The following is a 25,943-nucleotide window of genomic DNA, read 5'->3' on the forward strand; positions in this document are numbered from 1 at the left end:
CGCCCTCATCGAGTCGTGGGTTCGCTCATATCAGACTTCCTTCCCCACCCCGTATTATGTTAAAAGCGCGGCCGTCTAATTCGACGGCACCGCTTTTCGTTGTCCGGAGGGCACCCGGGCCGGGTCATGGGCTCTCGCTCACCCGCGGGCGAGCGAGAGCCCGGGTATCAGCTACCCGCCTTCTCGTAGGCGTCGACCGCGCGCTGCAGGTTCTCCAGCGCCTTACCCAATTCGCCCAGATCGCCCGACCGCTGCGCGTTGCCCACGGTCGCGAGCGCGTCGTCGATCTGCTTGATGGCCGCTTCCTTACCGGGTGCCGGGGCCGTACCGCCGTTGTTGTTCGGCGGCGTGGTCCCCTGGTTGGGCGGGACGACCACCTGCCCCGGTTGATCGGTCGCCGCGCTGCCGCTGCCGGGCAGCACCTTGTCCAGGGCCTCCTTGACGGTCGCGCCCATGCCGACCTTGTCCTGGTAGCTGGCCAGCACCTTCACCAGCTGCGGGAAGGACGGCGCGTTCGAACCCGCCGAATTGCGTTCCAGATACCAGGGTTCGACGTAGAGGATGCCGCCGTCACCCACGGGCAGGGTCAGCAGATTGCCGAACCTGATCTTGTTGGTGTTGCCCGTGGTGAGCAGGTTCCTGGCCTGTGACACTTCGCCGTCGGTCGTCATCGAGGTCTGTGTCTGCCCCGGGCCCGGTGTCTGAGAGTCGTTGGGCAATCGCAGGATCGTGAGCTTGCCGTAGTTCTCCGGATCCGAGTTGGCCTGGATGTAGGCCGACAGGAACTGCCGCTTGTAGCCCACCATGGCACCGGTCAGCGTGAACTGCGGCTTACCGGTCTTGGTGTTGCCCAGCAGCACGTAGTACGGCGGCTGATGCGCACCCGCACCCGCGCCCTCCGCGGTCGGGTCGTTGGGAACCGACCAGAAGGCGTTGTTGGTGAAGAACTCTCGCGGATCGTTCACGTGGTACTTCGAGAGCATCTCGCGCTGGACCTTGAACAGATCCTCCGGGTAGCGGAAGTGCGACCGCAGCTCGTCGGAGATCGCGCTCTCGGGCTGAACGGCGTTGGGGAACACGCCCATCCAGGCCTTGAGCACCGGATCGTTCTTGTCCGTCTCGTACAGCGTGACGGTGCCGTCGTACGCGTCGACCGTGGCCTTCACCGAGTTCCGGATGTAGGACACCTCCTTGCGCGGCAGCAGCCGGCCGGTGGTCTGGTCGATGCTGTCCTCCACCACGCCGTCGAGCGAGGTGCGCTGGGAGTACGGGAAGTTGTCGAGCGTGGTGTAGGCGTCCACGATCCACTGGATGCGACCCTCGACCACCGCCGGGTAGATGTCGCCGTCCGTGGTGAGCCACGGCGCGACCTGCTCGACCCGCTCCTTCGGGCTGCGATTGAAGATGATCTTCGAATCGGGTCCGATGGCGCCGGAGAACAGGATGTTCCGCTCGGCGTACTTGGCCGCGAACGCGAACCGGTTGAACCAGTTGCCGATCGCCACGCCACCCTTGCCGGTGTAGGTGTTCTGCTCGGTGGGCGTGTCGTACTCGCGCGGCGCCTGACCGTTCGCGCCGACGATGGCGTAGTCGGCATCGGACTTGGCGATCAGCTCGCCGTAGTAGATGCGCGGCTCGTCGACCGGGATGGCCTGCTTCTCCTTCGGAATGAAGGTGTCGCTGACGGTGTCCAGATCGCCGACCTTGAACACCGGGTAGCCGTACCCGCCGCCGGACTCGCTCGCCCCGGCGGCCTGCTGAGCCTGCTTGTCCTCCTTGGGCGGAGCGGCGTTGACCTGGTTGGCCGGGGCCGCCACGAAACCGTTGCCGTGCGTGAAGACGGTGTGCTTGTTGATCCAGTCCGTCTGGTTGCCGGACAGGTTCTGCGGCACCAGTTCACGCGCGGTGACGATGAAGTCGCGCACCTCGCCGTTGATCGTGTACCGGTCGATGTCCAGCGGATCCGGGAAACCGTAGAAGTTCTGCAGCTGCTGGTTGCGCTGCACGAACGTCTGGGTCATGAGATTCGGATCGAGCAGGCGGATGTTCTTGATGGTCTCGGTGTCCGCGACCGCGACCTTCCCGCCGGGGGTGGTCGACTGTCCCACACCGCCGTACGGCACGTACTCGACCTTGTCGTCGGTGAGCCCGTACGCCTGCCTGGTGGCCTCTATGTTGCGCTCGATGTACGTGCTCTCCTTGGTGGCCGCGTTCGGGCGCACCGAGAACTGCTCCACCAGCAGCGGCCACACCGCGCCGACCAGCACCGAGGACAGCACCAGCAGCGCCGCCGCCATGGCCGGAACTCGCAGATCGCGCAGCACGATTCCGGCGAAGAACGCCAGCGCGCAGATGACCGCGATCGAGAGCAGGATCAGCTTGGCGGGCAGCACCGCGTTGATATCGGTGTACGAACCACCGGTGAACGTGGGCTCCTTGCGCTGACTCGACAGCAGCGCGTACCGGTCGAACCAGTACGCAACCGCCTTGAGCAGCACGAACATCCCGGCCAGGACCGCCAGCTGCACCCGGGCCGCAGTGCTCAGCGTGCCCTCGCGCCCGGCCAGGCGCAGCCCGCCGAAGACGTAGTGCGTCACCAGGTTCGCGAAGAACGCGATCACCACGGCGACGAACAGCCAGTTCAGGACCATGCGGTAGAACGGCAGATCGAAGGCGTAGAAGCCGACGTCCAGATTGAACTGCGGATCCCGCACCCCGAACGAACCACCGTGCAGGAACAACTGCACCGTGGCCCAGTTCCCCTGCGCCACCAGCCCGGACAGCAGGCCGATCAGCAGCGGTATGCCGATGCCGAACAGCCGGAGCCTGCTCATGACGGTCGTGCGATAGCGGGCGATGGGATCGCCCGGTCCGGCCACCGGCACGAAGACCGGGCGGGAACGATATGCCAGCAGCAGGGCGAGCCAGATGATCGCGGCCACGATCACCGTCACCGCCAGGAACAGCAGGACCCGGGTGAGCAGGACCCGGTGGTACACGCCCCGGAAACCCACCTCCCCGAACCAGAGCCAGTTCGTATAGGCGTCGGTGAGTCGAGGCCCGACCAGTAGTAGTGCCGCCAGCGCCAGAGCCGTCACCAACAGCACACGGCTGCGGCGTGACAGCGAAGGTAAGCCTGTCGGGGGGCGCATGCCCACGATGCCACTCTCCCAGGGTCCGGCGAGCCCGCGCCGGAAATACCGACCGGGGCAGCGCAGTCCGATGATGCGAGTCGGTCCCAGGGGACCTTTCGCGCCCCACTCTACGTAAATCGCCCGCCGCAGGGCCCGACACCTCACAGGACTGTCCGCGCGAAGCCGGAAAGATCGACTCTCGACGCCCGGACTGCGGCGAAACCCCGGTGTCGGGACGGGGTCGCGCGCTTGGGAGGATTGCCGGGTGAACCCTGAGCAGTGGGCCGCGTCCGCCCTGTACCGGTGTATTCGTGAGATCGCCGAATACGCCGACGGTGAAGGGTGGGATCGGCCGCCGCAGATGTTCGCGCTGGTGCCCACCGCCGATCTGGTGGCGGCCGAGCCGGCGCTGCTCGATCAGCTCGACGCCGAGGGCGCGCTGACCCCGATCGCGCAGGATCCGTTCCCGGAGGACATCTCCGGTGATCACCCGCGAGCGCTCGACGAATTCCTGGGCACCACCAGCTGGCCGATGGCGGTCGAGGGCTGTGTGCTGGTGCAGCAGATCGTGGTGCTGCCCCCGGCCGCCGAGCAGACCCTCGACGACGCGATCGCGCCGCTGCTCGCGGACCCCGACGCCGCCGACGACGCGGGCCGCCGCGCCGCGGTCGCGCATCCCGAGCGCCGCGACGCCCGGCTGTACGCCGGTGTCCTGCGCGACGGCACCTCGCTGTCACTGCTGCAGGTGCGGCCCGCCGAGGACGAGGAAGACCCGTTCGGGGATCTGGATCTGCGCACCGCGCCGAACCTCGCGCCCAATCTCATCGAGGCGCTCAAGCAGACGCTCGAGAACGAGCCCGAGGAGTAGGACGGGCGAACGGCCGCGCCCGCCGTCCGGGGACAGCGGGCGCGTCGCGTGCCGGATCAGCTGCAGCCGGCCGTTTCCCGGCCCGCGTTGATGTCGTCCAGGGATTGCACTGCGCCGGACAGGTTTTCGATCTTCACCAGGCGCAGGCCGTCGGGCGTGCGCTGGGCGGCCTCGTTGCAGTTGGCGGCGGGGACGAGGAAGGTTTCCGCCCCGGCCTCGCGCGCGGCCATCATCTTGTATTGGATGCCGCCGATCGGGCCGACCTTGCCCTCGGGGTCGATCGTGCCGGTGCCCGCGACGAACTTGCCGCCGGACAGTTCGCCCGGGGTGAGCTTGTCGATCAGCGCCAGGGTGAACATCAGGCCCGCCGACGGACCGCCGATCTCGGCCAGGTTGAAGTCGACCTGAATCGGCCCGGACGAGAATTCACCGGGCGTGATGCCCAGGTAGCCCTTGCTCGCGTCGTCGGGGCGCGCGCCCAGGGTGATCTCCGCGCTCTGTTGCACGCCGTCGCGGCGGAACACCACCGGGATCGCGGTGCCGGGCTTGGCCGCGGACACCGCCGCCACCACGTCCTTGGCGGTGGCGATGGGCTTGCCGTCCACGCTCACCAGTTCGTCGCCCTTGTGCAGCACGTCCTTGGCCGGGCCGTCCTCGGTCACCGCGCGCAGACGCACCACGGTCGGCATCTTCAAGTAATGCAGCGCCGCCAATTCGGCATTGTCTTCCGAATCCTTGAACTCCTGCTGATTGGATTCGTCGATCTTCTCGCGCGTCACTCCGGGCGGATACACCTCCGCGCGCGGAACCAGACCGTGTTCACCGTCGAGCCAGAGGCCGAAAGCCTCGAAAATATTCAGCTGATCGCGAACTGAGACGGTCGTCATGTTCAGATTGCCGGTGGTCGGATCGACCGGCACATCCCGCACCTCGACCACCTGTTTTCCGTTCACCTCACCCAAAGTGTTGAACGTCGGCCCAGGTCCGAGCGCCACGAACGGAACGGTGACGACGCTGCCTGCGATTCCCAGCACCAGAATGGGTATCAAGGCGGCGAGCAGGGTGAATATCCGACGGTTCACGCGGCCAAGGGTACTTGTCATGCACCCGATTGCCGCGCTCCGCTCGGCGGTTCGCGCCATCCGGGGCTCCAGTACCGTAGTGACTATGAGTGATTCTTCGTTCGGATTCTCGAACCGTGACGACGATCCGGAGCGCAAGCCGGGCGACGGGTCCGGTGGTTCCGGTGCGAACAATCCGTTCGGCTTCGGACCGGGTGGCTTCGACCCCTCGCAATTCGGGGGCGCGTTCGACCCCTCCAAGCCCGGCGGCGGGTTCGACCCCTCGCAGCTCGGTCAGATGCTCAGTCAGCTGGGTCAGATGTTCACCAGCATGAGCCAGCCCGGCGCGAACTCCGGGCCCGTCAACTACGACCTCGCCAAGCGCCTGGCCCGCCAGCAGCTCGGGGCCACCGTCGCCCCGATCTCCGCGGGCGCGCAGAGCGCGGTCACCGATGCCACGCACCTGGCCGAGCTCTGGCTCGACGCGGCCACCACGCTTCCGGCCGGCGCCACCCGGTCGGTGGCCTGGACCCCCAACGACTGGATCGAGGAGACGCTGCCGACCTGGAAGCGGCTGTGTGATCCGGTGGCCGAACAGGTTTCGGGCATGTGGACCGCGACGCTGCCCGCCGAGGCCCGCGAGTTCGCCGGCCCGATGATGGGCATGCTCTCGCAGATGGGCGGACTGGCCTTCGGCTCGCAGCTCGGCTCGGCCCTGGGTCAGCTGGCCAAGGAGGTGCTGACCTCCACCGATATCGGCCTGCCGCTCGGCCCGGACGGCACCTCGGCGCTGCTGCCCACCGCCATCGCTGAATTCAGCGCCGGGCTCGAGCAGCCCGAGAGCGAGATCCTGGTCTTCCTGGCCGCGCGCGAAGCTGCGCATCAGCGTCTGTTCGCCCACGTGCCGTGGCTGCGCCAGCAGGTGCTGGGCGCGGTGGAGGACTACGCGCGCGGTATCAAGATGGACTTCTCGGCCATCGAGCAGGCCGCGGCCGGGCTCGATCCGATGACCCTGGCGCAGGATCCGTCGAAGCTGGAGGAACTGCTCGCGCAGGGCACCTTCGAGCCGCAGACGACCCCGGAACAGAAGGCCGCGCTCGAACGGCTGGAAACCCTGCTCGCCCTCATCGAGGGCTGGGTCGAGACCGTCGTGACCGACGCGGTCGGCGACCGGCTGCCCGGTGCGGGCGCGCTCGCGGAGACCCTGCGCCGGCGCCGCGCCACCGGCGGGCCCGCCGAGCAGACCTTCGCGACCCTGGTCGGGCTGGAACTGCGCCCGCGCAAGGTGCGCGAGGCGGCCGCGCTGTGGCGGCGGCTGACCACCGACGCGGGCGTGGACAAGCGCGACGGGGTGTGGGCGCATCCGGACCTGCTGCCCGATTCCAGCGATCTGGATTCCCCGGCCGGGTTCATCGACACCATCCTGGGCGGCGGCACAACGGCTTTCGACGATCCGCTGGCTCAGTTGGCGGCGACCGAGGCGCGGGAGAAGGCCGAGCGCGAGGGGCGCGGGGACAAGCCGGAGGCCGGGACGGCGGACGACGGCAAGACCGACGGTGGCAAGACCGACGGCGATGAGCCGGAAGGTAATTCGCCGGGCGCTGCCTGACGGCGGACGCGCGGGTCGGTAGCGCGGGCGCGCCGCCGATCCGTCGACGACGCGGGTCGCTCGTGAGCGACACGGCCTGTGGATAACGCGGGCAAGCCCGATCGTGAAGTTGTGGACAACCCGGGAAAGCGCTGGTGATCAAGCGTTTCCCCGGGTTTTCGCGTTTCGCGGGGCGCGCAGACTCGGAGCCATGACCACACTCGCTCGGACCTCGGGGCCCGCATTGGATCCGCGCATCACCGTGCTGCGGCGCACCGACGGTGCGGTGCAGCTGGGCTGGGATCCCGAGCACGCGCTCGTGCTGCGCGCCCCGGGCCCGCCGCACCAGCTCTGGGAGCTGCTACGCCTGCTGGACGGCATGCACACCCGGGCGCAGATCCGTTCCGAGGCGGCGGCTTTCGGCCTGGCTCAGGAACTCACCGACGCGCTGCTAGACGAGCTGAGCGCGGCCGGGCTGCTGCACGACGCGCCGCAACCCGCGCGGCTGCGGTCGGTACGCGTGCACGGTCGCGGGCCGCTCTCGGACGCGCTACTGGCCGGGGTGCAGCGAATAGGGTTGCGGCCCAGCAGATCCCACGATGTGCACGGTGGTGGTCTACGCGACGCGCACCAGGTCGGCCAGCGTGGCGGCCCGCCCGAGCCGCCCGGCCTCGTGGTGCTCGCCGACGCGCTCGTGCCCGATCCCGCGCTGACGCAGCAGCTCGTGCGCCGCCGCATTCCGCATCTGCAGGTGCGCATCCGCGACGGGCGCGGGGTCATCGGGCCGCTGGTGCTGCCGGGTACCTCCAGCTGTCTGCGCTGCGCCGATCTGCACCGCTGTGATCGAGAGCCGCAGTGGCCGCACCTGTGCGCACAGCTGCTGGGCCGGGCCGGTTACGCCGCGCCGGCGGTGATCGCGGCCACCGCGGCGCTGGCCCTGGCGGAGATCGCGGCGATCGTGCACGGCGCGGCCGATCGCCCACCGGTGACACTGGACACGACGCTGGAGCTGGACCCGGAGATCTATCGCATCGCGCGGCGCCCGTGGCCCGCGCATCCGCGGTGCGGTTGCCGCGCGTTCCAGCCTCGCTCCCAGCCGAAATCGCAGTCCCCGACCCCGAACCGGCCGCGTGCGGCCATAGCCGGAAGGCTCGGATGTGATGGATCCCACTTACCGCTCCGACCCGCGAGAACGGTCAATTCCCATGGCGAGCCGTCTGGGACATCGGCATGATGGTGTCGTGTCAGAGATTGTGAGCAAGCGCTCCTCCCGCAATGCCAAGTTGGCCAAGATTCCGCTGGGCATCGCGGGCCGGGCCGCCGTGGGATTCGGCCGCAAACTCGCCGGGGGCGACAAATCCGAGATCAACGCCGAGCTGAATCAGAAGGCCGCCGAACAATTGTTCGCGGTACTGGGTGAGCTCAAGGGCGGCGCCATGAAATTCGGGCAGGCCCTGTCGGTCTTCGAGGCCGCGGTGCCCGAGGAGTTCGGCGAGCACTACCGCGAGGCCCTGACCAAATTGCAGGCCGCCGCGCCCCCGATGCCGACCGCCGCCGTGCATCGCCAGCTCGACCAGCAGCTGGGCACCGGCTGGCGGCAGCGCTTCAAGCACTTCGACGACGCGCCCACCGCCTCGGCCAGCATCGGCCAGGTGCACAAGGCCGTATGGTCCGACGGTCGCACCGTCGCGGTGAAGGTGCAGTACCCGGGCGCGGACGAAGCGCTGCGCTCGGACCTGAAGACCCTCAATCGCATGGCCGGCATGCTGGGCGCGCTCATCCCGGGCGCGGACGTGAAGCCGGTGCTGGCCGAGATCAGCGAGCGCACCGAGGAAGAACTCGACTACCGCATCGAAGGCGGGCATCAGCGGCAGTTCGCCAAGGCCTTCGACGGCCATCCGCGCTTCCTGGTGCCCAAGGTCGTCGCCAGTGCGCCCAAGGTCATCGTCACCGAGTGGCTGGAGAACGCCACCCCGGTCTCCAAGATCATCGCCCGGGGTATGGAGGATCCGGCCGGCACGCTGGAACTGCGCAATCGCGTCGCGGCCCAGATGGGCGAGTTCCATTTCTCGTCACCGGCCATCGCCGGTCTGCTGCACGCGGATCCGCACCCGGGCAACTTCATGGTGCTCGAAGACGGCCGGCTCGCGGTCATCGACTACGGCGCCTGCGCCCCGCTGCCCAACGGCTTTCCGCCCGAGCTGGGCCAGATGGTGGCGCTCGCGGTGGAGGAGCGCTTCGACGAACTGGTCACCCTGATGACGACCAATGGCTGGGTGATCCCCGGAAAAACGGTGACGCATCAGGAGATTCAGGACTACCTGCGCCCGTTCACCGATCCGATCAAGACCGAGACCTTCCACTTCACCCGTAAGTGGATGCAGCGCGTGGCCGGCAAGGCCACCGACATCTCCAACCAGGAAATGGTCAAAACCGCTCGCGCCCTGCAGCTCCCGGCCGAACACGTGATGATCTTCCGCGTCCTGGGCGGCTCGATCGGGATCTGCGCCCAGCTCGACGCCGAACTCCCGTTCATGAAGCTGATGCAGGACTGGGTTCCCGGCTACAAGGAATACCGCACCGCCAGCTGAAAACCCTTCAGACGCAAAACGACCCGCTTACGAAGACGTAAGCGGGTCGTATGCGTTCAACTCCCCCGGCGCTTGGGCCGATCATGCCACCGCGACCTTGCGCGGACGGCCGCGAGGCCGCTTGCGGGCGATGACGACACCCTGATCGAAGATCTCGCCGCCCCAGACACCCCAGGGCTCAGCGCGATCGATCGCGGCGGTCAGGCAGCCCTGACGGATGGGGCACTCGGCGCAGAGCGTCTTGGCCTCTTCCAGCTGGGCGGGGGACTCGGCGAACCAGAGATCGGGGTTGAGACCGTCCCGGCAGGGCAGAGTGGTGGTGACGCCCCGACGGATTCGGGGAGTGGAAGCCACGGTGTTGCGGCATGTCACGCGGTCACGGGTAACCGTGTTGGACACGTCGTGCTCCTTCAGCTCGTGCAGTGGTCGTCTTGTGGAAGACATTTGCGGTGGTCGTTCCGCGAAACCGGTGCCGGTGGCTGAGGCCGATATAAATATGGCCACGGTTTCGCGGTGTGCGATCCGTGGCCAGGGGTGTGGGGGTTGTCCCCTACCTGAGTCGACTTCGGTGTCGACTCCTGATCACGTTCGCTCGGTGGGTGTTACGGAGGCGGGCGGCCCGCAGACTAGCCGGGTTGGCGCCGGCTTCATCCGCGAAGACACCGGTGGCCGCATACGCGACTGCCGAATGCCAGCCCGCCTCGGGCTTGTCCTGATCAACGATCGTCTGCATCGCTTGGGCTTTGGTTGCAAAACCCTTGAGACCAAGATCGCCGCCGCCGGACACACGAATCCCCTGCTGCATGCCGAGGACTCCCCGGGAGGCGGACGCAACGCAGACAGCAGACGTCGCCACCAGATCGCCGGTAATCCGGACGGACAAGGTGTTCACGTAGTTGTTCATTGCTCTGCCTCCCTCCTGCACTCGAATGCCGATCAGTTACCCATGCACACCCGGGAGCCCTCCCGGTTGCATGGGAACTACCCTAGGTACATATACGCGAGCACACAACCTATTTTTGACCTGCGGTTTTATGGTCTTGCGGACAGCAAATCAGAAGCGAAGAGCCGCAACGCGGTTGGAGCGGGCGGCACGGTGCCGCGTGACGGAGATCAACACCGGCGCAAACGTGCGAATTCGGGCTCGGGCGGCGCCGGGACCGGGCCCGACGCGCATCGGGGGTACCGCGGGTTCAGTCCCGCCTTCGCTCGCGCACGATCGCGAGCACGTCGGCGCCGTAGGTTTGCAGCTTCTTCGCGCCGATGCCGGGGATGGCGACCAGCCCCCGATCATCGGTCGGGCGCTGTTCGGCGATGGCGGTCAGGGTGGTGTCGCTGAACACCACGAAATGCGGCAGGGACAGGGCGTCGGCCTTGTCCTTTCGCCATTCGTGCAGGGCCGCGAGCAGTTCGGTGTCCACGTCGGCCGGGCAGCGCGTGCAGCGGCCCAGCATGGTGGCCTGGGTGTTGAGCAGCGGTCTGCCGCAGACGCGACAGGTCGGGTGCACGCGTTTGGGGCCGCGGCGATCGGCGGCGGGCTGGGCGATGCGCGACGCCGGGGAATCGTCGGGGACCAGACCGATGAGGAAGCGGGAGCGGCGGCGCACCTTGCGCCCGCCCTCCGAACGTGCCAGCGCCCAGGACAATTGCAGGTGTTCGCGCGCGCGGGTGACGCCGACGTAGAGCAGCCGGCGTTCCTCCTCGAGCCCCGCCTCGTCCGAGACCGCGGCGTCGTGGCCGAGCACGTGCTGGATGGGCATGGTGCCGTCGGCCAGGCCGACCAGGAACACCGCGTCCCACTCGAGGCCCTTGGCCGCGTGCAGCGAAGCCAGGGTGACGCCCTGCACGGTCGGTGGGTGCCTGGCCTCGGCCCGGGCGGCGAGCTCGCGCAGCAGACCGGTCAGCTCGAGGTCGGGGTCGTGGGCCGTCAACTCCTCGGTGAGGGCGACCAGGGCCACCAGCGCGGACCAGCGTTCGCGGGCCTGCGCGCCGACGGGCTCCTCGGTGGTCAGGCCGATCCGGGCCAGGACCGCCCGGACCAGGGTCACCAGTTCGGGGCCGCGGGCGTCGGGCAGGTCGTCGCGGGCCCCGGCCTGGCGCAGGGCCTGCACGGCCTGGCGGACGTCGGGCCGGGCGAAGAACCCTTCGCCGCCGCGCACCTGGTACGCGATGCCCGCTTCGGTCAGGGCCTGCTCGTACGCCTCGGACTGGGCGTTGATGCGGAACAGCACCGCGATCCCGGCGGCGGGCACGCCCCGGCCGAGCAGGTCGGTGATGGCCTTGGCGACGGCGGCCGCTTCGGCGGGCTCGTCGTCGAATTCGGCGAAGGACGGTTCGGGACCGTCGGGGCGCTGGCCGATGAGTTGCAGGCGGGTGCCCGCGATCCGGCCGCGCGCCGCGCCGATCACGCGGTTGGCGAGCGAGACCACCTGCGGGGTGGAGCGGTAGTCGCGTTCGAGGCGGACGACGGTCGCCTCGGGGAAGCGGCGCGAGAAGTCCAGCAGGTAGGACGGACTCGCGCCGGTGAAGGAGTAGATGGTCTGGTTGGCGTCGCCGACCACTGTCAGGTCGTCGCGGTCGCCCAGCCAGGCGTCGAGGACGCGCTGCTGCAGCGGGGTGACGTCCTGGTATTCGTCGACCACGAAACTGCGGTAGCGGCCGCGGAATTCCTCGGCCACCGCGGCGTAGTCCTCGAGGGCGGCGGCGGTGTGCAGCAGCAGATCGTCGAAGTCCAGCAGCAGGCCCTCGGAGGTGGTCTTGAGCGATTCGTACGCCGCGTAGACCGCCGCCACCTTGGACGCTTCGTAGGGCGCGTCGCGTTGCAGTCGGGCGACCGCGCCCGCGTAGTCCTCGGGGGCGATGAGTGAGCCCTTGGCCCATTCGATCTCACCGGTCAGGTCGCGCAGGGTGTCGGTGTCGGTGGCCAGTCCCGAACGGCCGGCGGCCTGGGCCACCAGCGGGAACTTGCGGTCGATGAGCCGCCACGGCACGTCCCCGACGACCTGCGGCCAGAAGTATTTGAGCTGGCGCAGCGCGGCGGCGTGGAAGGTGCGGGCCTGGACCTGTCCGGCTTCGCCGCCGAGGCCGAGTGCGCGCAGCCGCCCGCGCAGCTCGCCGGCCGCGCGCGCGGTGAAGGTCACCGCGAGCACCTGGTCGGCGCGCACGTGCCCGGCCGAGACCAGGTGCGCGATGCGATGGGTGATGGTGCGCGTCTTGCCCGTTCCCGCGCCGGCCAGCACGCAGACCGGGCCGCGCGGTGCGCGTACGGCTGCCGCCTGCTCGGCGTCGAGGTCGTCGAGCCGGAGTTTGGCCTGCTGTGCGGAGGCGGCAGTCACGCGCACCATCATGACAGTGCCCGCCGACAGCGCGACGGCAGTGCCGTCCGACACCGCGCCGGCGGTGCCCGCCGGGCCGAGTCCGCGGGGGCCGCCGGACCGCGACCACCCATCCCCCACTCCACCGGAATGCGTCGGCGCAAGCCCTTTCACCAGGCCGGTCGCACACTCACCCGAGTGACATCGGAACCGCCGTCGCCCGGACCGAGCCGGGCGCCGGACTCGTTTTTGCCGACCGCGATTCGCGGTGATAGAACTCGTTCCTCTATTGCACGAACGGGGTGGGAATGAACAAGCGCGATTACTGGGGTCCCAATAGTTTTCGGGTTCGCCGCAGCAGATGGAAGGCGGCCGCGTTGCGGCCGTTCGGGATCCACACCGCGGTGTACTCCGAGATTCGGACCATCCCGTTCGAGATCGGGGACGACGGCGAGCTCGTCATGGAACCCGGCGCCCTGTTCGGACCCACCACGCCCGAGCAGAAGGCCAGGATCGACGCGCACGAGACCGGGTGGGCGGAGTTCCGTGCCGCGTTCGTCCGGACGCTGTTCACCATGCCGACGGGCAGCAAGCTGATCGTCGGCAATCTCCTCGCCGAATACGCCCGCACGCCCGGATCATTGGACCGGTACGCGTCCTTCACCGTTCTCGACGACGACATCCTCGCGGTGACCTCCTGCACTTTCGACCTCGATCACCTGCCACCGTCGAGACGCCGCGGCCTGATCGATCTGTCCATGAACGGATGGGCGCCACCCGCGCCCGAGGAAGGTATGCAGGAGTGGTTCCGCTTCGCGGACCGGGCGGCGCCCGACAGCGAACGCGCGCGGCTGGCGAGGGCGACGGAGAAGCTGTTCGTCCTCTACAGCCAGGCGTCGCTGCCGGACGAACTCGTCTTCGAGGCGCTGGTCGCGGAAACCGGTGAGCCGTTGCGGTGCCCCGAGCTGGAACTGCTGGGGATGAAGAGCGCCGGCCTCCGCGACGAGATTCCACCGCGCCGTCCGGTGCGGCAACCGGACCTGGACCTGGACGACGACGAAGACGACGAGTTCGATTGGGACGACGACGAATACGACGACGAAGACTTCTTCGACGATGATCCCCATCCGATCGTTCGAACGCTGCTGCGCGATGACGCTCATGCTGTGCGAGCCCGTCTGGGCGATGTCGACGGCCTGTCGTACCACCAGCCGATCCCGTATGTGACCTTCGCGCTGGTGGGCGTGATCGCGATGCTGTACGCGATCGGCGCCGCGCAGGCGCACAGCGTGTGGGATTCCCGCGCCTCGTGGGTGAACACCCACGCGTCGCTCTGGTTGCCGAGGGTGGCCGACGGCCAGTGGCACCGGGTGCTCACCAACGAATTCGCCCACACCCGGTGGACGGGCGCGGTGGTCGCCGCCGTACTGCTCTTCTTCGCGGGCCGTGAGCTCGAGGTGCTGATCGGCAGGTCACGTCTGCTCGCCATCCTGCTCGCCTCGACGCTGGGCAGCTCGGCCGCTCTCGTGTGGCTGATCGACTTCCCCACCCTCGGAACGATCGGCTACATCGAGGGTCTGACGGGCGCGCTCATCGTTTGTATGACAGCGATCGGCGTCTGGCGGGTACGGGTAGCGATCGCGATCGCCGCGTGCTGCGTCGCCTTCGTGTGGTGGGGGCCCTTCGATCCCGTCTTTACGGCTTCCGGTTTGGGCGGTTTCACGGCCGGCATCCTCGCCGCGATCGCCATGCTCTACCTTCCCCGGTGGCTTCGGCGCGTTTCGTGGCCGACGCTCGCCATCGGCTGGGCCGGTACCGCCGCCGTCATCATGCTCCCGTTGGCGCTGATCGGCGCGGCGGCGATATCGCACTGAACGCGCCCGTGCCCCGGCGAGCATCTTGCTCGGTGTCGCGCCGGGCACACCGGCGGCCGTGCCTACCCCGGCTCGAAGGGGGCGGGGATTAGCGTTCGAGGATGGCCGATGAGTCCGAGAGCGGGGGCGGGGCGGGGCGGCGGACCAACTGGTTGGAGTTGTTCTTCGACCTGGTGGCCGTGGCGGGGCTGGTGCAGCTCACGCATCTGCTGCGGCACGGGCCCTCGGTCGGGTACTTCGCGTTGTATCTGGTGCTCTACCTGGCATTTTGGACGGCCTGGGCGTGTATCACGCTGTACAGCGACATCGCGAACGACCGGACGCATCCGGCGCTGATGCTGGCGGCCATGCTCGGGCTCGGGGTGATGGCGGCGGCGGTCGCGGGGGTGCCCGAGCGGCACGCGACGACCTTCGCGGCGGTGTACGTGGTGTTGCGCGTCGCGACCGCGCAGGCCTGGGGGCGGGGGCTGGTCGTGGTGGACTGGCCGACCGCGCAGCTGTCCTTCGGTGTGCTGCCGTGGATCGTCTCGCTGTGGGTGGACGCGCCCTGGAAGTACTACCTGTGGGCGGCGGGGCTGGCGATCGACCTGTGGCTCATGTTCGCGATCAGCGGTGAGCGGCTGCTGGCCGAGATGCAGGACCGGCTGGACCGGCGCCTGCGGAACTCGCGGCGGTTCGAGGGCGTCAGCGCCCCGAAACTCCGTGCGGTGCACGCGAATCCCGAACATCTCGGGGAGCGCCTCGGCCTGTACGTGATCATCGTGCTCGGTGAGGGCGTCATCACGGTGATCGACGCGGTCGGCCAGGAACTGTGGACCGCCGAGATCCTGGCGCTCGGGCTGGGCGCGTTCCTCATCCTGGCCGGACTGTGGGCGCTGACGCTGATGTTCGGCCCGGTCCCCCGGCTCATGAGCGGGGTGGACGACGGCCGGGGACCGCTGCCGTGGCAGCACATCATGGCCACGCACTGCTGGGTCACCGGTGCGCTGGCCACCATCGCGGCGGGCCTGGGCCTGACGATCTCGCACGCGAACGAGCACCTGACCGCGGGCACCGGCTGGGTGCTCGGCGGCGGCGTGGCGGGCTACTTCGGGCTCGTGGGGATGAGCGGGCTGCGCAGCGGGGCGCGCTGGCAGAGCCTGTTCGCGCATCCGCTGCCGTGCATCGCGGCCGCGGTGGCGCTGGGGTGGCTGGCCCCGCACATCGGGCCGGTGGTGCTGGTCTACGGCTCGGTGCTGATCATCGCGTGGGCGCTGCTGTGGCAGGCGTACACCGACGGGAGGCTGCGCCGTGACGGCCGCGGCCCCGATCGGCCGCGCCGGGGCCCGCGCGGGGCCGCGGCATAGCCGCGCGCGCCGGCCCTGCGATCCGCATTCGGCCGGGCCGCGCGGCCCGGGGGAACACGATCGGCCGGGACCACGTTGCACATCGCGTGACTGCAACCGACCTGACCATGTACTCGACGACCTGGTGTGGCTACTGCCGCCGGCTCAAGAAGCAGCTCGACGAGTCGGGCATCACCTACACGGTGATCGACATCGAAGAGAACCCGGAGGCCGCCGAGTTCGTCGGCAGCGTCAACAACGGCAACCACGTGGTGCCCACCATCAAGTACCGCGACGGGTCCACCGCCACCAATCCCACCCTGGTTCAGGTGAAGCAGGCGCTCGCCTCGATCTCCTGACCCGGAAACACCGAAGCCGCACACCCACCTTCGCGAGTGTGCGGCTTTCGTCGTGCCCGAATCAGTCCTGGGCCGCCCAGGATTCGACGATGGTGCGGGCGATGGAGATCGAGCCGGGCAGCAGCAGGCGGGATTCGGTTGTCGCCGCGCCCCAGGCCCCGGCGGCCAGGGCCGCGCGGACCTCGGCGCGGGTGAACCAGTGCGCCTCGGCGATCTCGCCGTCGTGGAAGGTCAGTTCCTGTTCGGGGTCGGCCACTGCGGAGAAGCCCAGCATGAGCGAGCGCGGGAAGGGCCAGGGCTGGCTGCCCAGGTAGCGGATGTCGGTGACGTCGACGCCGACCTCTTCGCGCAGTTCGCGTTCGACGCAGCGTTCGAGCGACTCGCCGGTCTCGACGAATCCCGCGAGCAGCGAGAACAGGCCCTCGGGCCAGGTGTGCTGGCGGCCGAGCAGGACGCGGTCGCCGCCGTCGTGGATGAGGCAGATGACGGCCGGGTCGATGCGCGGGAATTCCTCGTGGCCGGATTCGCTGGTGCGGGACCAGCCGCCGTTCGTGGCGGCGGTCGGGGTGCCGTCGGCGGCGCTGAAGCGCGCCTTGTCGTGCCAGTTCAGCAGGGCGATGGCGGTGGAGAGCAGGCCGGTGCCGAAATCGTCGAGATCCAGGGTGGCGCCGACGGCCCGCAGGTCCGAGAGGGTGCCCTCGATGTCGTTGTCGCGCACCGCCCAGAGGTGGATGTCGCCGTCGACGCCGAGGAAGACCGCGTCGGCGGCGGGTTCGGCGGAGAGCGTGATCGCGGCCTCGAGCACGACGCTCTGCCCGTCGACGATCACCTGCCCCCGCCGGTTCATCCGCAGTAACTTCGCTTGCGCCCAGCCTTCTTTCAGGGCCTGCTCGTCACTGCGCAAGTGCTCCGCGCGATCAAGCGTCGTACGAGACAGAACCGGGACAGCATTCAGCTGAAAACCTGACACAGCTTCGACACTAGCCTCAGCGTCCGGTGTCAGGACTGCACCCTGCGGAGGTAGAGGAGTTTGTCGGCGGACTCGAGGGCGTCGACCTCCGGATCGCCGACGCGGATCAGGACGCCGTTGCGGACGACGCCGAGCACGATGTCGCGCAGATGCCGTGGGGAGCCGCCGATCTCCTCGGGTTCGGCCTCGCGTTCGGAGATGGCGAAACCGGCCTCGGGGGTGAGCAGATCCTCGATCATCTCCACCACGCTGGGGGTGGTGGTGGCGATGCCGAGCAGGCGGCCCGCGGTCTCGGAGGACACGACCACCGAGTCGGCGCCGGACTGGCGCAGCAGGTGGGTGTTCTCGGCCTCGCGGACCGCGGCGGAGATGCGGGCCTTGGGGTTGATCTCGCGGGCGGTGAGGGTGACGAGCACGGCGGTGTCGTCGCGGTTGGCGGCGACCACGATGGACGAGGCGTGCGCGACGCCGGCCAGGCGCAGCACGTCGGATTTGGTGGCCGATCCGTGCACGGTCACCAGTCCGGCGTTGGCCGCGGCCTCGAGGACCGTCGGGTCGGTGTCGACCACCACGATGTCGCCGGGCTGGGTGCCGTCGGCGAGCATGGCGTCGACCGCGGTGCGGCCCTTGGTGCCGTAGCCGACGACGACGGTGTGGTTGCGCACGGTGTGCCTCCATCGCTGAATCTTGAACGCCTGCCGGGACCGTTCGGTGAGCACCGAGAGGGTGGTGCCGACCAGGACGATGAGGAACAGGACCCGCAGCGGGGTGATGACGAGAATATTGACCAGCCGCGCGGTGGGGGTGGCCGGTGTGATGTCGCCGTAGCCGGTGGTCGAGAGCGACACCGTCGCGTAGTAGGCGCAATCGAGGAGCGACATCTTCTCGCGCGCGTTGTCGTTGTAGCCGTCGCGCCCGATGTAGACGACCATGGTCGCGGCGGCGAGCAGCAGCACGGCCAGGAGTACGCGTTTGGTCAGCGACCGCCACGGGCTGGACTCGGTGGCGGGGATGCGCAGGATGCCCACCAGCGCGAAGTCGGGGCGATCGGTGAGCCGGCCCAGACCACGTGAGTTGTCACCGAACACGCGAATCACCGGTCATTTCGGGGATGTCTTCCTGCGGCACAGGACCGGAGCGTACCCGGCGCGCATCGACTCCGTGGTGTCGAGCGGCGCGCGTCGCGACTGCCGGATCGGCGCGGGCGGGCGAGATGACCGCCCGCAGGTGGCGCGGGTGCCGAGAGCCGGGGTCGGGCGCGGTCACGATCGGGCGGGTCCGAAACCACGGCACGGAACGCGCACGGCGGCGATCCGGCGGGCCGAAACCGCTTGCGGCACTAGGACCGAGTGGGATCGGGGGGCAGCGACTCCGGGTCGGGCGGGGGCTCGAAGTCGAAGGGGAACGGTTCCTGGTCGACGGGCGGCGGCGGGGTGTCGTCCCAGTCGCGCGGCTCCTCGTCGTCGGGAAGTTCGGGTTCGGGCGGCAGTTCGGCCCGGGCGCGGCGGTCGGCGGCCGCGGCGCGCACGGCGGCGAGTTCCGCGCGTTCGGCGGCCAGCGCGGCCGCGGCGTCGAGCCGTTCGGGTGCGGCGTCGGTGATGAGGGCCGCGAGTTCGGCGGGGCCGGGCAGCTCGTCGGGGGCGATGGTGCGGCCGGTGCGGACGTAGTGGAAGGCGGCGCTGGTGCGGGCGAGCATGTCGGCTTCCGAGGCGCCGGTGCGGGCGGCTTCCAGGCGCGCCCAGGCCAGCCGGTAGACCGCGAGCTGAATGGCGACCGCGCGTTCCTCGGCCGCGGTGGGCTCGCCGCCGGTCTTCCAGTCCACGACCACCCAGGTGCCGTCGGGATTGCGGAAGACCGCGTCCATGCGGCCACGAATCACGGTGCCCGCCAACGAGGTCTCGAACGAGATCTCCACTTCGACGGCGTTGCGGTCGGCCCAGGCCGAGGCCAGGAACGCCTCCTGCAGGCGCAGCAGTCCGGCGTCGGTGTCGCCGGTGTCGGCCGCGCCGGGGAGTTCGTCGAAGGCGAGCAGGCGGCCCGCGCCGAACCAGCGCTGCAGCCAGGCGTGGAAGGCGGTGCCGCGCCGGGTGTACGGGCTGGGCGGATACGGCAGCGGACGGCGCAGGCGGGCGGCGAGCGCGGCGGGGTCACCGCGCAGATCGACCAGGGCGGTGGCGGCGAGCTGGCCGGGCAGTTCCACTTCGCGGATCGATTGTTCGGCGGCGTGATGTTCGGCGATGAGGGCGTCGACGTCGGCGCCCCAGCCTTCGGGGTCGGTGTCGTCGGGTTCGGAATCTGCTGCCGCGCCGTCGGATTCGAGGTCGTCGTCGGCGTCGGTCGCGCCGAAGTCGAAGGCGATCTGTTCGGGGCGCGCCCGCTGGTGCAGGGCGGTGAGCGCCGACTTCACCATGGCCGCACCGTGTTCCACCGACTCCCGGCGTGGGCCGAGCGGATCGCGGGGCCAGGAGGCGCTCTGCGGGTTGTCGGTGAACGGGTTCGCGGTGTCGGGCAGCGGCGGGTCGTCCCAGCGGTCGATCAGCACGGGACCTGTGGGAGCGCCCTCGGCGGCGTCGGCGCCGCGTACGAGTTCGAGCAGGAAGTCCGAGGGGCCCTTGGGTTTCGAGCCGGTCTCGCCCCAGTGGTGCGCGGAGACGAACAGCGCGCGTTCGGTGCGGGTGAGCGCGACGTAGAACAGGCGGCGGTCCTCGTCCAGCCGGCGGCGGGCCAGGGCCTTCTTGTGCGCGTCGAGGGCGCGTTCGAGGTCCGAGCGGTCGTAAATGTCGGTGAGTTCGAGGACGGGGACGCCGTCGCCCGCGTCCCGGGACTGCCGGTCGCCGCGCAGCGCGGTGGGGAGTTCGGCCAGCGCGCCCATCCAGGTGGTGGTGCCGGTGCCCGAGGGGAAGGTGCCCTCCACGATGTGCGGGACGGCGACCACCTCCCATTCCAGGCCCTTGGCGGCGTGCACGGTGAGCACCTGGACGCGGTCGTGCGCGACCTCGACTTCGCCCGGCTCCAAACCGTTCTCGACCTCTTCGGCGGCGGCGAGGAAGTCCAGGAGGCCGGTGAGCGAGGAGCGGAAGTCGGCGGAGTAGCCCGCGACCACGTCGGCGAAGGCGTCCAGGTGTTCGCGGCCCGCGGCGGCGACGGCCTTGCGGGCCTGGGTTTCCACGCCGACGCCGATGGTGCGCTCCACATCGGCGACGAGTTCGGACAGCGGCTGCCCGGTGCGTTCGCGGAGCGCCCCCAACTCCGCGCCGAGCGCGGTGATCCGCGCGAACCCCTGCGGTGAATACTGTTGCTCGTCACCGGGATCGGCGATCGCGTCGCCGAGTCCGGCGCGTTCGGCGGGTTCGGGCGCGACTTCGCGCAGGGCCTCGTCCAGGGTCGCGGTGTCGGTGATCTCGGCGGCGGGGCCGCCCGGCCGCCGGATGGACAGCTCGCGCGCACGCCGCGAGAGCGCGGCGATGTCGGCGACGCCGATCCGCCAGCGGGCGCCGGTGAGAATGCGCACCGCGGCGCTGCCCGCGGCGGGGTCGGCGATGAGCCGCAGCGTCGCGACGATATCGGCGACCTCGGGGGTGTGCAGCAGCCCGCCGAGCCCGACGATCTCGACCGGTAATCCCTGCGCCCGCAGCGCTTCCGCCAGCGGCGCGGCGTCGGCGTTGCGTCGCACCAGCACCGCGGAGGTGGGCGGCGGATCCCCGGCGTCGGCCGCCGCGACCCACTCCCCCTTGATCCGCTCGGCCAGCCATTCCCGTTCCTGCGCAACGGTTTCGGTCAGCGCGGCCGCGACCAGCCCGGCCGCCGCGCCGGGTCGCGGCCGCAGCGCGTCCACGGTGACGCCGCCGCCCTCGACGGCCTTGCGCCGCAGCGGATCCGCCACCAGGTTCGCCAGATCCAGCGCTTCGGGCGGGTTACGCCAGCTGGTCAGCAGCGGCAGGATCGGCGCGGGCACCCCCGGCTCCACGGGGAAGTCGGTCGCGAAGCGCGGCAGGTTCGCCGCCGACGCCCCACGCCAGCCGTAGATGGACTGCATGGGGTCACCCACCGCCGTAACCGCCAGCGGCTGAACGTGATTCGAACCGGGATCGACGGGCTCCCCAGACTCGTCGTCGCGGTCGGCGCGCCGCCGTCCCGGCCGACTGCCCGGCCGCACATTGGCGATCGGGGCGGTATCCGACGATCGGGTGTTCGATTGTTGCGCAACGCCATCGGAGTCGGACGTTGCGTGCGGTGCGCCGAACAGCGAGGAGAGCAGGATCCGCTGGGAGTGGCCGGTGTCCTGGTACTCGTCGAGCAGGACGAGGCGGAAGCGGGTGCGTTCGGCGGCGGACACCTCGGGGTGCAGGGCGGCCAGGCGGGCGGCGAGGGACATCTGCGCGCCGAAGTCGAGGGCGCCGCGGCGGCGGAGTTCGTCGGCGAGGCGGGCCACCAGGGGCAGCAGGGCGATGCGTTCGTGCTGGGTGTCCAGCAGGGCGAGCAGGGACTTGCTGGGGCCGCCGCGCTGGCGGGGGCCGGGCGGCAGGGTGTGGACGAGGTGTTCGAGTTCCTTGTGGGCGGTGGCCAATTGGTGCGGTTCCACCAGGTGTTCGGCGAGCTGGCCGGAGAGCGCGAGGACGGCTTCGGTGACCGACACGGGGCTGCGATCGGTGTCGAGATCGCCGTCCCAGGTGGAGACCACGCGGTAGGCCAGCTGCCAGAGCTGGGTCTGGGTGAGCAGGGTGGCGGTAGGTTCCACCGGCAGCAGCAGACCGTATTCGGTGAGCAGGCGGCCCGCGTAGGAGTGGTAGGTGCTGATCTCGGGTTCGGATCCGCCGAGCAGGGCGCGCAGGCTCCCGCCGGGGTCGATGTCGCGCAGCACGGGCGCACCCGCCAGGCGGGCCAGGCGGGTGCGAATGCGAGTGGTCAACTGCTGTGCGGCTTTTCGGGTGAAGGTCAGGCCCAGCACCTGTTCGGGTTCGACCAGCCCGTTGGCGACCATCCACACCACGCGGGCGGCCATGGTCTCGGTCTTGCCGGCCCCCGCGCCCGCCACCACCAGTGTCGGGCCGGGTGCGGCGGCGATGACCGCGGCCTGTTCGTCGGTGGGTGGGGGCAGGCCCAGGGCGTCCGCTAGTTGACGAGGAGTGACGCTCACTCGTCGGTCACCTGCCGCCCGGTGTCCTGTACCGGGCAGCTGCCCGCCACCTTGCAGTGGCGGCAGCCGTCGTTGCGCATGGCCAGATAGCTGGGGCCCTTGGAGGAGGCGGCCGCGTCGTGGATGACCCCGCGCCAGGCGTCCACGCCCTCGGCGTCGAGGGCGGGCTGTTCGCGTTCGGTGGCCGAGCCGTCGCGGGCGCTGGGTTTGGCGACGTACACCAGTCGCGCGCCGCCGGGTTCGCCGTCGCCGAGCGCGCCGCCCGCTGCGGCCACCTGGTAGGTGGCCAGCTGGGCGTGCTCCTCGGCGGCCTGTTTGGAGATCGGGGTCTTGCCGGTCTTGACGTCGACGATGACGAAGCGGCCCTGCGTGTCTCGTTCCAGCCGGTCCATGCGGCCGCTGACCCGGACCGGGAGTTCGCCGGGGCCGCGGGCGGGCAGGGTGATGTCGATCGGGACCTCGACGCCGAGGGTGGTGAGTTCGTCGCGGGTGTTGCGCAGCCAGGCCAGGAAGGTGTCGACCATGGTCTCGGTGCGCCGGTATTCCGCGCGCGAGTGCCAGTTCTCGCCGTCGCGGGCGGCGGCGGGGTCGACCTTCTTCCAGGCCTTGGCGAGCGCGATCTTGACCTGGGCCTCGGTGACCTGCCCGGCCAGCGCCTGCACCAGCGTGTGCACGAGGTTGCCCTTGAGCGCGTGCTGGTTGTCGCCGTCACCGCCGCCGTGCCGCTCGAGCGCCCAGCGCAGCGGGCAGGTCTTCAGCTGTTCCACGGTGGAGGGCGAGAGCGCGATGGACCCGTCCACCAGATCCCAGAGCGGATTGTCGGTGGACACCTCGGCGGTGCCGTACCAGTCGTCGGGGTGCGCGCCGCGCACCCCGGCCTGCGCCAGCCGGGCGAGCTGATGGGCGGCGCGGTCGCGGCGATCCCGGGTGGTCTCGGGATCGCAGGCGGCGCCGCGCAATTCGGCGATGAGGGTGTGCATGGCCAGGGCGCGCCCGGGATCGATGGCGGACGGGATCCGGCCGGGCTGCCCGGTGTCGGCGTCGGCGTCGAGTTCGGCCAGGAAGCGCGAGGGCACCAGATCCTGGTCGCCGGTGACCGATTCGACGGCGGTCACCAGGAGCGAGCGCCGCGCCCGCCCGCACGCGACGAGCAGCAGGCGCCGTTCCTCGGCGAGCATCGGGGCGGCGCGGCTCACCTTCTCGCCGGTATCGCCCACGCCGGCAAGCAGATCCACCATGTCCTCGACGCCGAGCAGGGTGCCGCGCGGGCGCAGGTTGGGCCAGATGCCCTCCTGCACCGCGGCCACCGCGACGGTGTCCCACTCCCGGCCCGCGGCCGCGTGCGCGCTGCAGATGGTCACCGCTTCGCCGGGATCGGTGTGCGGGGCGTTGTCCTGCGGAATCTCCTGCTGCTCCAGGTATTCCACGAAACCCTCGATGGTCGCGCGCGGCAGCCGGTCCACGTACGCGGCGGCCGCCTCGAAGAGCCCGACGACGGCGTCCAGGTCGCGGTCGGCCTGCATCCCGACCGCTCCCCCGCGCTCGGACTGCCCCACCCACCGGCGTTCGAGCGTCGAGCCACTCCACAGCCCCCACAGCGTGCCCTCGAGCCCGCCGCCGTCCCGCCGCGCCTTGCGGGCCCGCCCGAGCGCTTTGAGCACCCGGTTGAGGGGTGCGGCCTCGACCGGGGTGAGCCGGGCCGCGATGGCCTGGCTTCCCTTCCCCACCAATAGATCTCGCAGGATCTCCGCGGACGAACGATCCAGATCCGCGTAGCGATCCACGATCTCGTCCGAGTCGGTCGCGCCGGGACTCACCCGCGTGCCGGGTGCGGCAGCCGGGCCGCCCCGCTCCGCCGCCGCACCCGCGGCGTCGGCGTCGAATGCCGCGGCGGGAAGGTCCGCTCCGGGTTCCGCCGCAGCCGGATCGACCGCTGTCTCTCCCGAATCATGTTCCGGGACAGCGTTGTCGCTCCGAGCAGGCGACTGCTCGTCCACCGCCCCGGGCACGCGCTCGGGGTACCCGAGTTCCAGCACCGTGCGGCGGATGCCGCGGCGAAGGCGGCGCAGGCTGATCTGATCCGCGCCGCCCAGGGGTCCGGCGAGCAGGTCCAGGGCGTCGTCCGCGGTGAAGGCGATCGGGTGCGGATTCTGCGGCCCGGTCGGGTCGCCGGCGGCGATGGCGCGCAGTGCGAGCAGTGCCCAGGCCGCGCCGTGGCGGCGGGCCAGGGGCACTTCGGCGGGCGGCTGGCGGACCGGGACGCCCGCGGCCAGCAGCGCGCGCCGCAGCGGGGCCAGCGACAGCGGTACCGAGCGCACGACGACGGCCATGCGCGACCACGGCACCGCGTGGGTGAGGTGCGCGCGCCGCAGGTGGTCGGCGATGAGCGCGGCCTCCTTGGCGGGCGTGGTGAGCACCTGCACCTTGACCTCACCCGAAGGCGTTGCCGCCCGGTCGATGTCGGGCTCGGCGGCCGAAGGCGCGAACTCCGGGAACTCGAGGTCGAGCATGCCGTCCGCGCCGTCGCCCCGGGTCCGGACGTCATCGATGAATCGGGCGCCGGCTCCGGCGCCCCCCAGGTGATCGGGGACGGCGCGGTGGGCGGCGGCCCCGGGCAGGCGCGCGGCGATCCGGGCCGTCACGTCCTGGATCGCGGTGGCCGAACGGTGGTTGCGGCGCAGGATGATTCGGCGTTCGGCGGGTGCGCCGGGATCGAGGGCGAAGCGCGGGTCCGCGCCGCGGAAGGTGAACACCGCCTGGTCCGGGTCGGCGGCGACGACGGTGCCGGCCGCGCCCGAGCCGATGGCGCGAACCAGTTGGGCGGCAAGGGGATCCAGGTGCTGGGCGTCGTCGACGAGCAGGCAGTGCAGGCGGGCGCGTTCGGCGTTCAGCAACTCCGGATCCGCGGCCAGGGCGTCCAGCGCCGCGCCGACGAGTTCGGCGGCGTCCAGCGCGGGTGCGCTGGCCTCGGGCACGTCCATGCCCACCGCCCAGCGCAGCATCATGATCTGCTCGAATCGTTCGAAGAACCGGCCCGCGGCGACCCATTCCGCGTGCCTGTGGGTCCGGCCGAGTTCGATCAGATCCTCGGGTCCGAGGCCGCGTTCGGTGGCGCGGAGCATGAGGTCGCGCAACTGTTCAGCGAATCCGGCGGCGGGCAGCGCCGGATGCAGCCGCTCCGGCCACTGCTCGGCGCCGTCGGCGAGTTCACCGCGCAGCATCTCGCGAATGACCATGTCCTGCTCGGAACCGGTGAGCAGGCGCGGCGGCGGATTGTTGTGCTGGGCGGCGACCGTGCGCAGCAGCGCGAAGGCGTAGGAGTGCACGGTGCGCACCAGGGGGCCGCGGGTCGCACCGGGCACCCCGCCCAGCGCCGGATCCGCGCCGGCCACCCGCACGGTGATGGCGTTGCGCACCGCGGTGGCCGCGCGCTTGGAGTAGGTGAGCACCAGCACCGACTCGGGATTCGTCCCGCTCAGAATGCGTTCGGCGGCGATGTCGACCAGCAGCGAGGTCTTGCCCGTGCCGGGTCCGCCCAGGACCTGCCAGGGCCGCCAGCCGGGGTCGATTCCGGCGCTCTCGAACAGCGGGCGGATAGCGGCGTCCCACTCCCGGGGATGGGAGACTGCCTCGGCCCGGCGCACCAATTGCACCGAGCTATCCGATCGCATCACGCAGGCTATTTCAACAGACCGCCCCGACAGGTTGCGTTTGCCATGAGT

Annotated in this window: 16 protein-coding genes; 7 read left to right on the top strand and 9 right to left on the bottom strand. The window is 70.3% G+C overall.

What is annotated here, in order from left to right; translation table 11 throughout:
- Nucleotides 1-167: 167 nt before the first annotated feature.
- On the bottom strand, nucleotides 168-3,158 hold the full coding sequence (locus tag ACWIGI_RS17945) for a UPF0182 family protein (RefSeq protein ID WP_454203514.1): 2,991 nt from the start codon (nucleotides 3,156-3,158) through the stop codon (nucleotides 168-170).
- Between the two features lie 241 nt (nucleotides 3,159-3,399).
- On the opposite strand from ACWIGI_RS17945, the gene ACWIGI_RS17950 reads away from it, so the two are divergent.
- Nucleotides 3,400-4,002, top strand: a complete 603-nt coding sequence (locus tag ACWIGI_RS17950) for a PPA1309 family protein (RefSeq protein WP_454203515.1) — start codon at nucleotides 3,400-3,402, stop codon at nucleotides 4,000-4,002.
- A 56-nt stretch (nucleotides 4,003-4,058) separates the two neighbouring features.
- Here ACWIGI_RS17950 and ACWIGI_RS17955 read toward each other — a convergent pair whose 3' ends face one another.
- Nucleotides 4,059-5,084, bottom strand: coding sequence for a YlbL family protein (locus tag ACWIGI_RS17955; RefSeq protein WP_454203516.1), 1,026 nt, complete (start codon nucleotides 5,082-5,084; stop codon nucleotides 4,059-4,061).
- Between the two features lie 85 nt (nucleotides 5,085-5,169).
- On the opposite strand from ACWIGI_RS17955, the gene ACWIGI_RS17960 reads away from it, so the two are divergent.
- The 3 genes from ACWIGI_RS17960 to ACWIGI_RS17970 all read left to right on the top strand — a co-directional run bounded on the left by ACWIGI_RS17960 (nucleotide 5,170) and on the right by ACWIGI_RS17970 (nucleotide 9,242).
- On the top strand, nucleotides 5,170-6,672 hold the full coding sequence (locus tag ACWIGI_RS17960; protein ID WP_454203517.1) for a zinc-dependent metalloprotease: 1,503 nt from the start codon (nucleotides 5,170-5,172) through the stop codon (nucleotides 6,670-6,672).
- Between the two features lie 190 nt (nucleotides 6,673-6,862).
- Entirely contained in the window at nucleotides 6,863-7,885 is a 1,023-nt protein-coding gene (locus ACWIGI_RS17965) for a hypothetical protein (RefSeq protein ID WP_454203518.1), read from the top strand.
- Entirely contained in the window at nucleotides 7,857-9,242 is a 1,386-nt protein-coding gene (locus tag ACWIGI_RS17970) for an ABC1 kinase family protein (RefSeq protein WP_454203519.1), read from the top strand. The genes ACWIGI_RS17965 and ACWIGI_RS17970 overlap by 29 nt, the downstream gene beginning before the upstream one ends.
- A gap of 81 nt (nucleotides 9,243-9,323) precedes the next feature.
- On the opposite strand, the gene ACWIGI_RS17975 is transcribed toward ACWIGI_RS17970, so the two are convergent.
- The 3 genes from ACWIGI_RS17975 to ACWIGI_RS17985 form a co-directional block, all read right to left on the bottom strand.
- Nucleotides 9,324-9,686: a WhiB family transcriptional regulator gene (locus tag ACWIGI_RS17975; RefSeq protein WP_379001999.1), complete on the bottom strand. Its 363-nt coding sequence runs from the start codon at nucleotides 9,684-9,686 to the stop codon at nucleotides 9,324-9,326.
- Between the two features lie 106 nt (nucleotides 9,687-9,792).
- Complete coding sequence (locus ACWIGI_RS17980) at nucleotides 9,793-10,146, bottom strand: hypothetical protein (RefSeq protein ID WP_454203520.1); 354 nt, start codon at nucleotides 10,144-10,146, stop codon at nucleotides 9,793-9,795.
- A 289-nt stretch (nucleotides 10,147-10,435) separates the two neighbouring features.
- Nucleotides 10,436-12,589, bottom strand: coding sequence for an ATP-dependent DNA helicase UvrD2 (locus ACWIGI_RS17985; protein WP_454203662.1), 2,154 nt, complete (start codon nucleotides 12,587-12,589; stop codon nucleotides 10,436-10,438).
- Nucleotides 12,590-12,864: 275 nt separating this feature from the next.
- On the opposite strand from ACWIGI_RS17985, the gene ACWIGI_RS17990 reads away from it, so the two are divergent.
- The 3 genes from ACWIGI_RS17990 (at nucleotide 12,865) to ACWIGI_RS18000 (ending at nucleotide 16,114) form a co-directional block, all read left to right on the top strand.
- Nucleotides 12,865-14,430, top strand: a complete 1,566-nt coding sequence (locus ACWIGI_RS17990; RefSeq protein ID WP_454203521.1) for a rhomboid family intramembrane serine protease — start codon at nucleotides 12,865-12,867, stop codon at nucleotides 14,428-14,430.
- Between the two features lie 101 nt (nucleotides 14,431-14,531).
- Nucleotides 14,532-15,776 carry a low temperature requirement protein A gene (locus tag ACWIGI_RS17995; protein WP_454203522.1) on the top strand — a complete coding sequence of 415 codons (1,245 nt, stop codon included), beginning with the start codon at nucleotides 14,532-14,534 and terminating at the stop codon, nucleotides 15,774-15,776.
- Between the two features lie 86 nt (nucleotides 15,777-15,862).
- Nucleotides 15,863-16,114, top strand: a complete 252-nt coding sequence (locus ACWIGI_RS18000; RefSeq protein WP_454203523.1) for a mycoredoxin — start codon at nucleotides 15,863-15,865, stop codon at nucleotides 16,112-16,114.
- A gap of 61 nt (nucleotides 16,115-16,175) precedes the next feature.
- Here the strand turns inward: ACWIGI_RS18000 and nudC are convergent, their stop codons facing one another.
- From nudC to ACWIGI_RS18020, 4 genes are all read right to left on the bottom strand, one after another.
- Nucleotides 16,176-17,084: an NAD(+) diphosphatase gene (nudC, locus tag ACWIGI_RS18005; RefSeq protein ID WP_454203524.1), complete on the bottom strand. Its 909-nt coding sequence runs from the start codon at nucleotides 17,082-17,084 to the stop codon at nucleotides 16,176-16,178.
- A gap of 29 nt (nucleotides 17,085-17,113) precedes the next feature.
- Nucleotides 17,114-18,172: a potassium channel family protein gene (locus ACWIGI_RS18010; RefSeq protein WP_454203525.1), complete on the bottom strand. Its 1,059-nt coding sequence runs from the start codon at nucleotides 18,170-18,172 to the stop codon at nucleotides 17,114-17,116.
- A 251-nt stretch (nucleotides 18,173-18,423) separates the two neighbouring features.
- Entirely contained in the window at nucleotides 18,424-22,221 is a 3,798-nt protein-coding gene (locus ACWIGI_RS18015) for an ATP-dependent helicase (protein ID WP_454203526.1), read from the bottom strand.
- Nucleotides 22,218-25,892 (bottom strand): ATP-dependent helicase, encoded by a 3,675-nt coding sequence (locus tag ACWIGI_RS18020; RefSeq protein WP_454203527.1) that lies wholly within the window; start codon nucleotides 25,890-25,892, stop codon nucleotides 22,218-22,220. Before ACWIGI_RS18020 ends, ACWIGI_RS18015 begins: the two co-directional genes overlap by 4 nt.
- Nucleotides 25,893-25,943 lie beyond the last annotated feature (51 nt).

Source organism: Nocardia sp. NPDC055321, from assembly GCF_053645575.1.

Excerpts from the sequence above, each read along its gene's own strand:
- ACWIGI_RS17960 (WP_454203517.1), top strand. The coding sequence starts at position 5,170 with ATGAGTGATTCTTCGTTCGGATTCTCGAACCGTGACGACGATCCGGAG.
- ACWIGI_RS17965 (WP_454203518.1), top strand. The coding sequence starts at position 6,863 with ATGACCACACTCGCTCGGACCTCGGGGCCCGCATTGGATCCGCGCATC.
- ACWIGI_RS17970 (WP_454203519.1), top strand. The coding sequence starts at position 7,857 with ATGGCGAGCCGTCTGGGACATCGGCATGATGGTGTCGTGTCAGAGATT.
- ACWIGI_RS17975 (WP_379001999.1), bottom strand. The coding sequence starts at position 9,686 with ATGTCTTCCACAAGACGACCACTGCACGAGCTGAAGGAGCACGACGTG.
- ACWIGI_RS17980 (WP_454203520.1), bottom strand. The coding sequence starts at position 10,146 with ATGAACAACTACGTGAACACCTTGTCCGTCCGGATTACCGGCGATCTG.
- ACWIGI_RS17985 (WP_454203662.1), bottom strand. The coding sequence starts at position 12,589 with ATGATGGTGCGCGTGACTGCCGCCTCCGCACAGCAGGCCAAACTCCGG.
- ACWIGI_RS17990 (WP_454203521.1), top strand. The coding sequence starts at position 12,865 with ATGAACAAGCGCGATTACTGGGGTCCCAATAGTTTTCGGGTTCGCCGC.
- ACWIGI_RS17995 (WP_454203522.1), top strand. The coding sequence starts at position 14,532 with ATGGCCGATGAGTCCGAGAGCGGGGGCGGGGCGGGGCGGCGGACCAAC.
- ACWIGI_RS18020 (WP_454203527.1), bottom strand. The coding sequence starts at position 25,892 with ATGCGATCGGATAGCTCGGTGCAATTGGTGCGCCGGGCCGAGGCAGTC.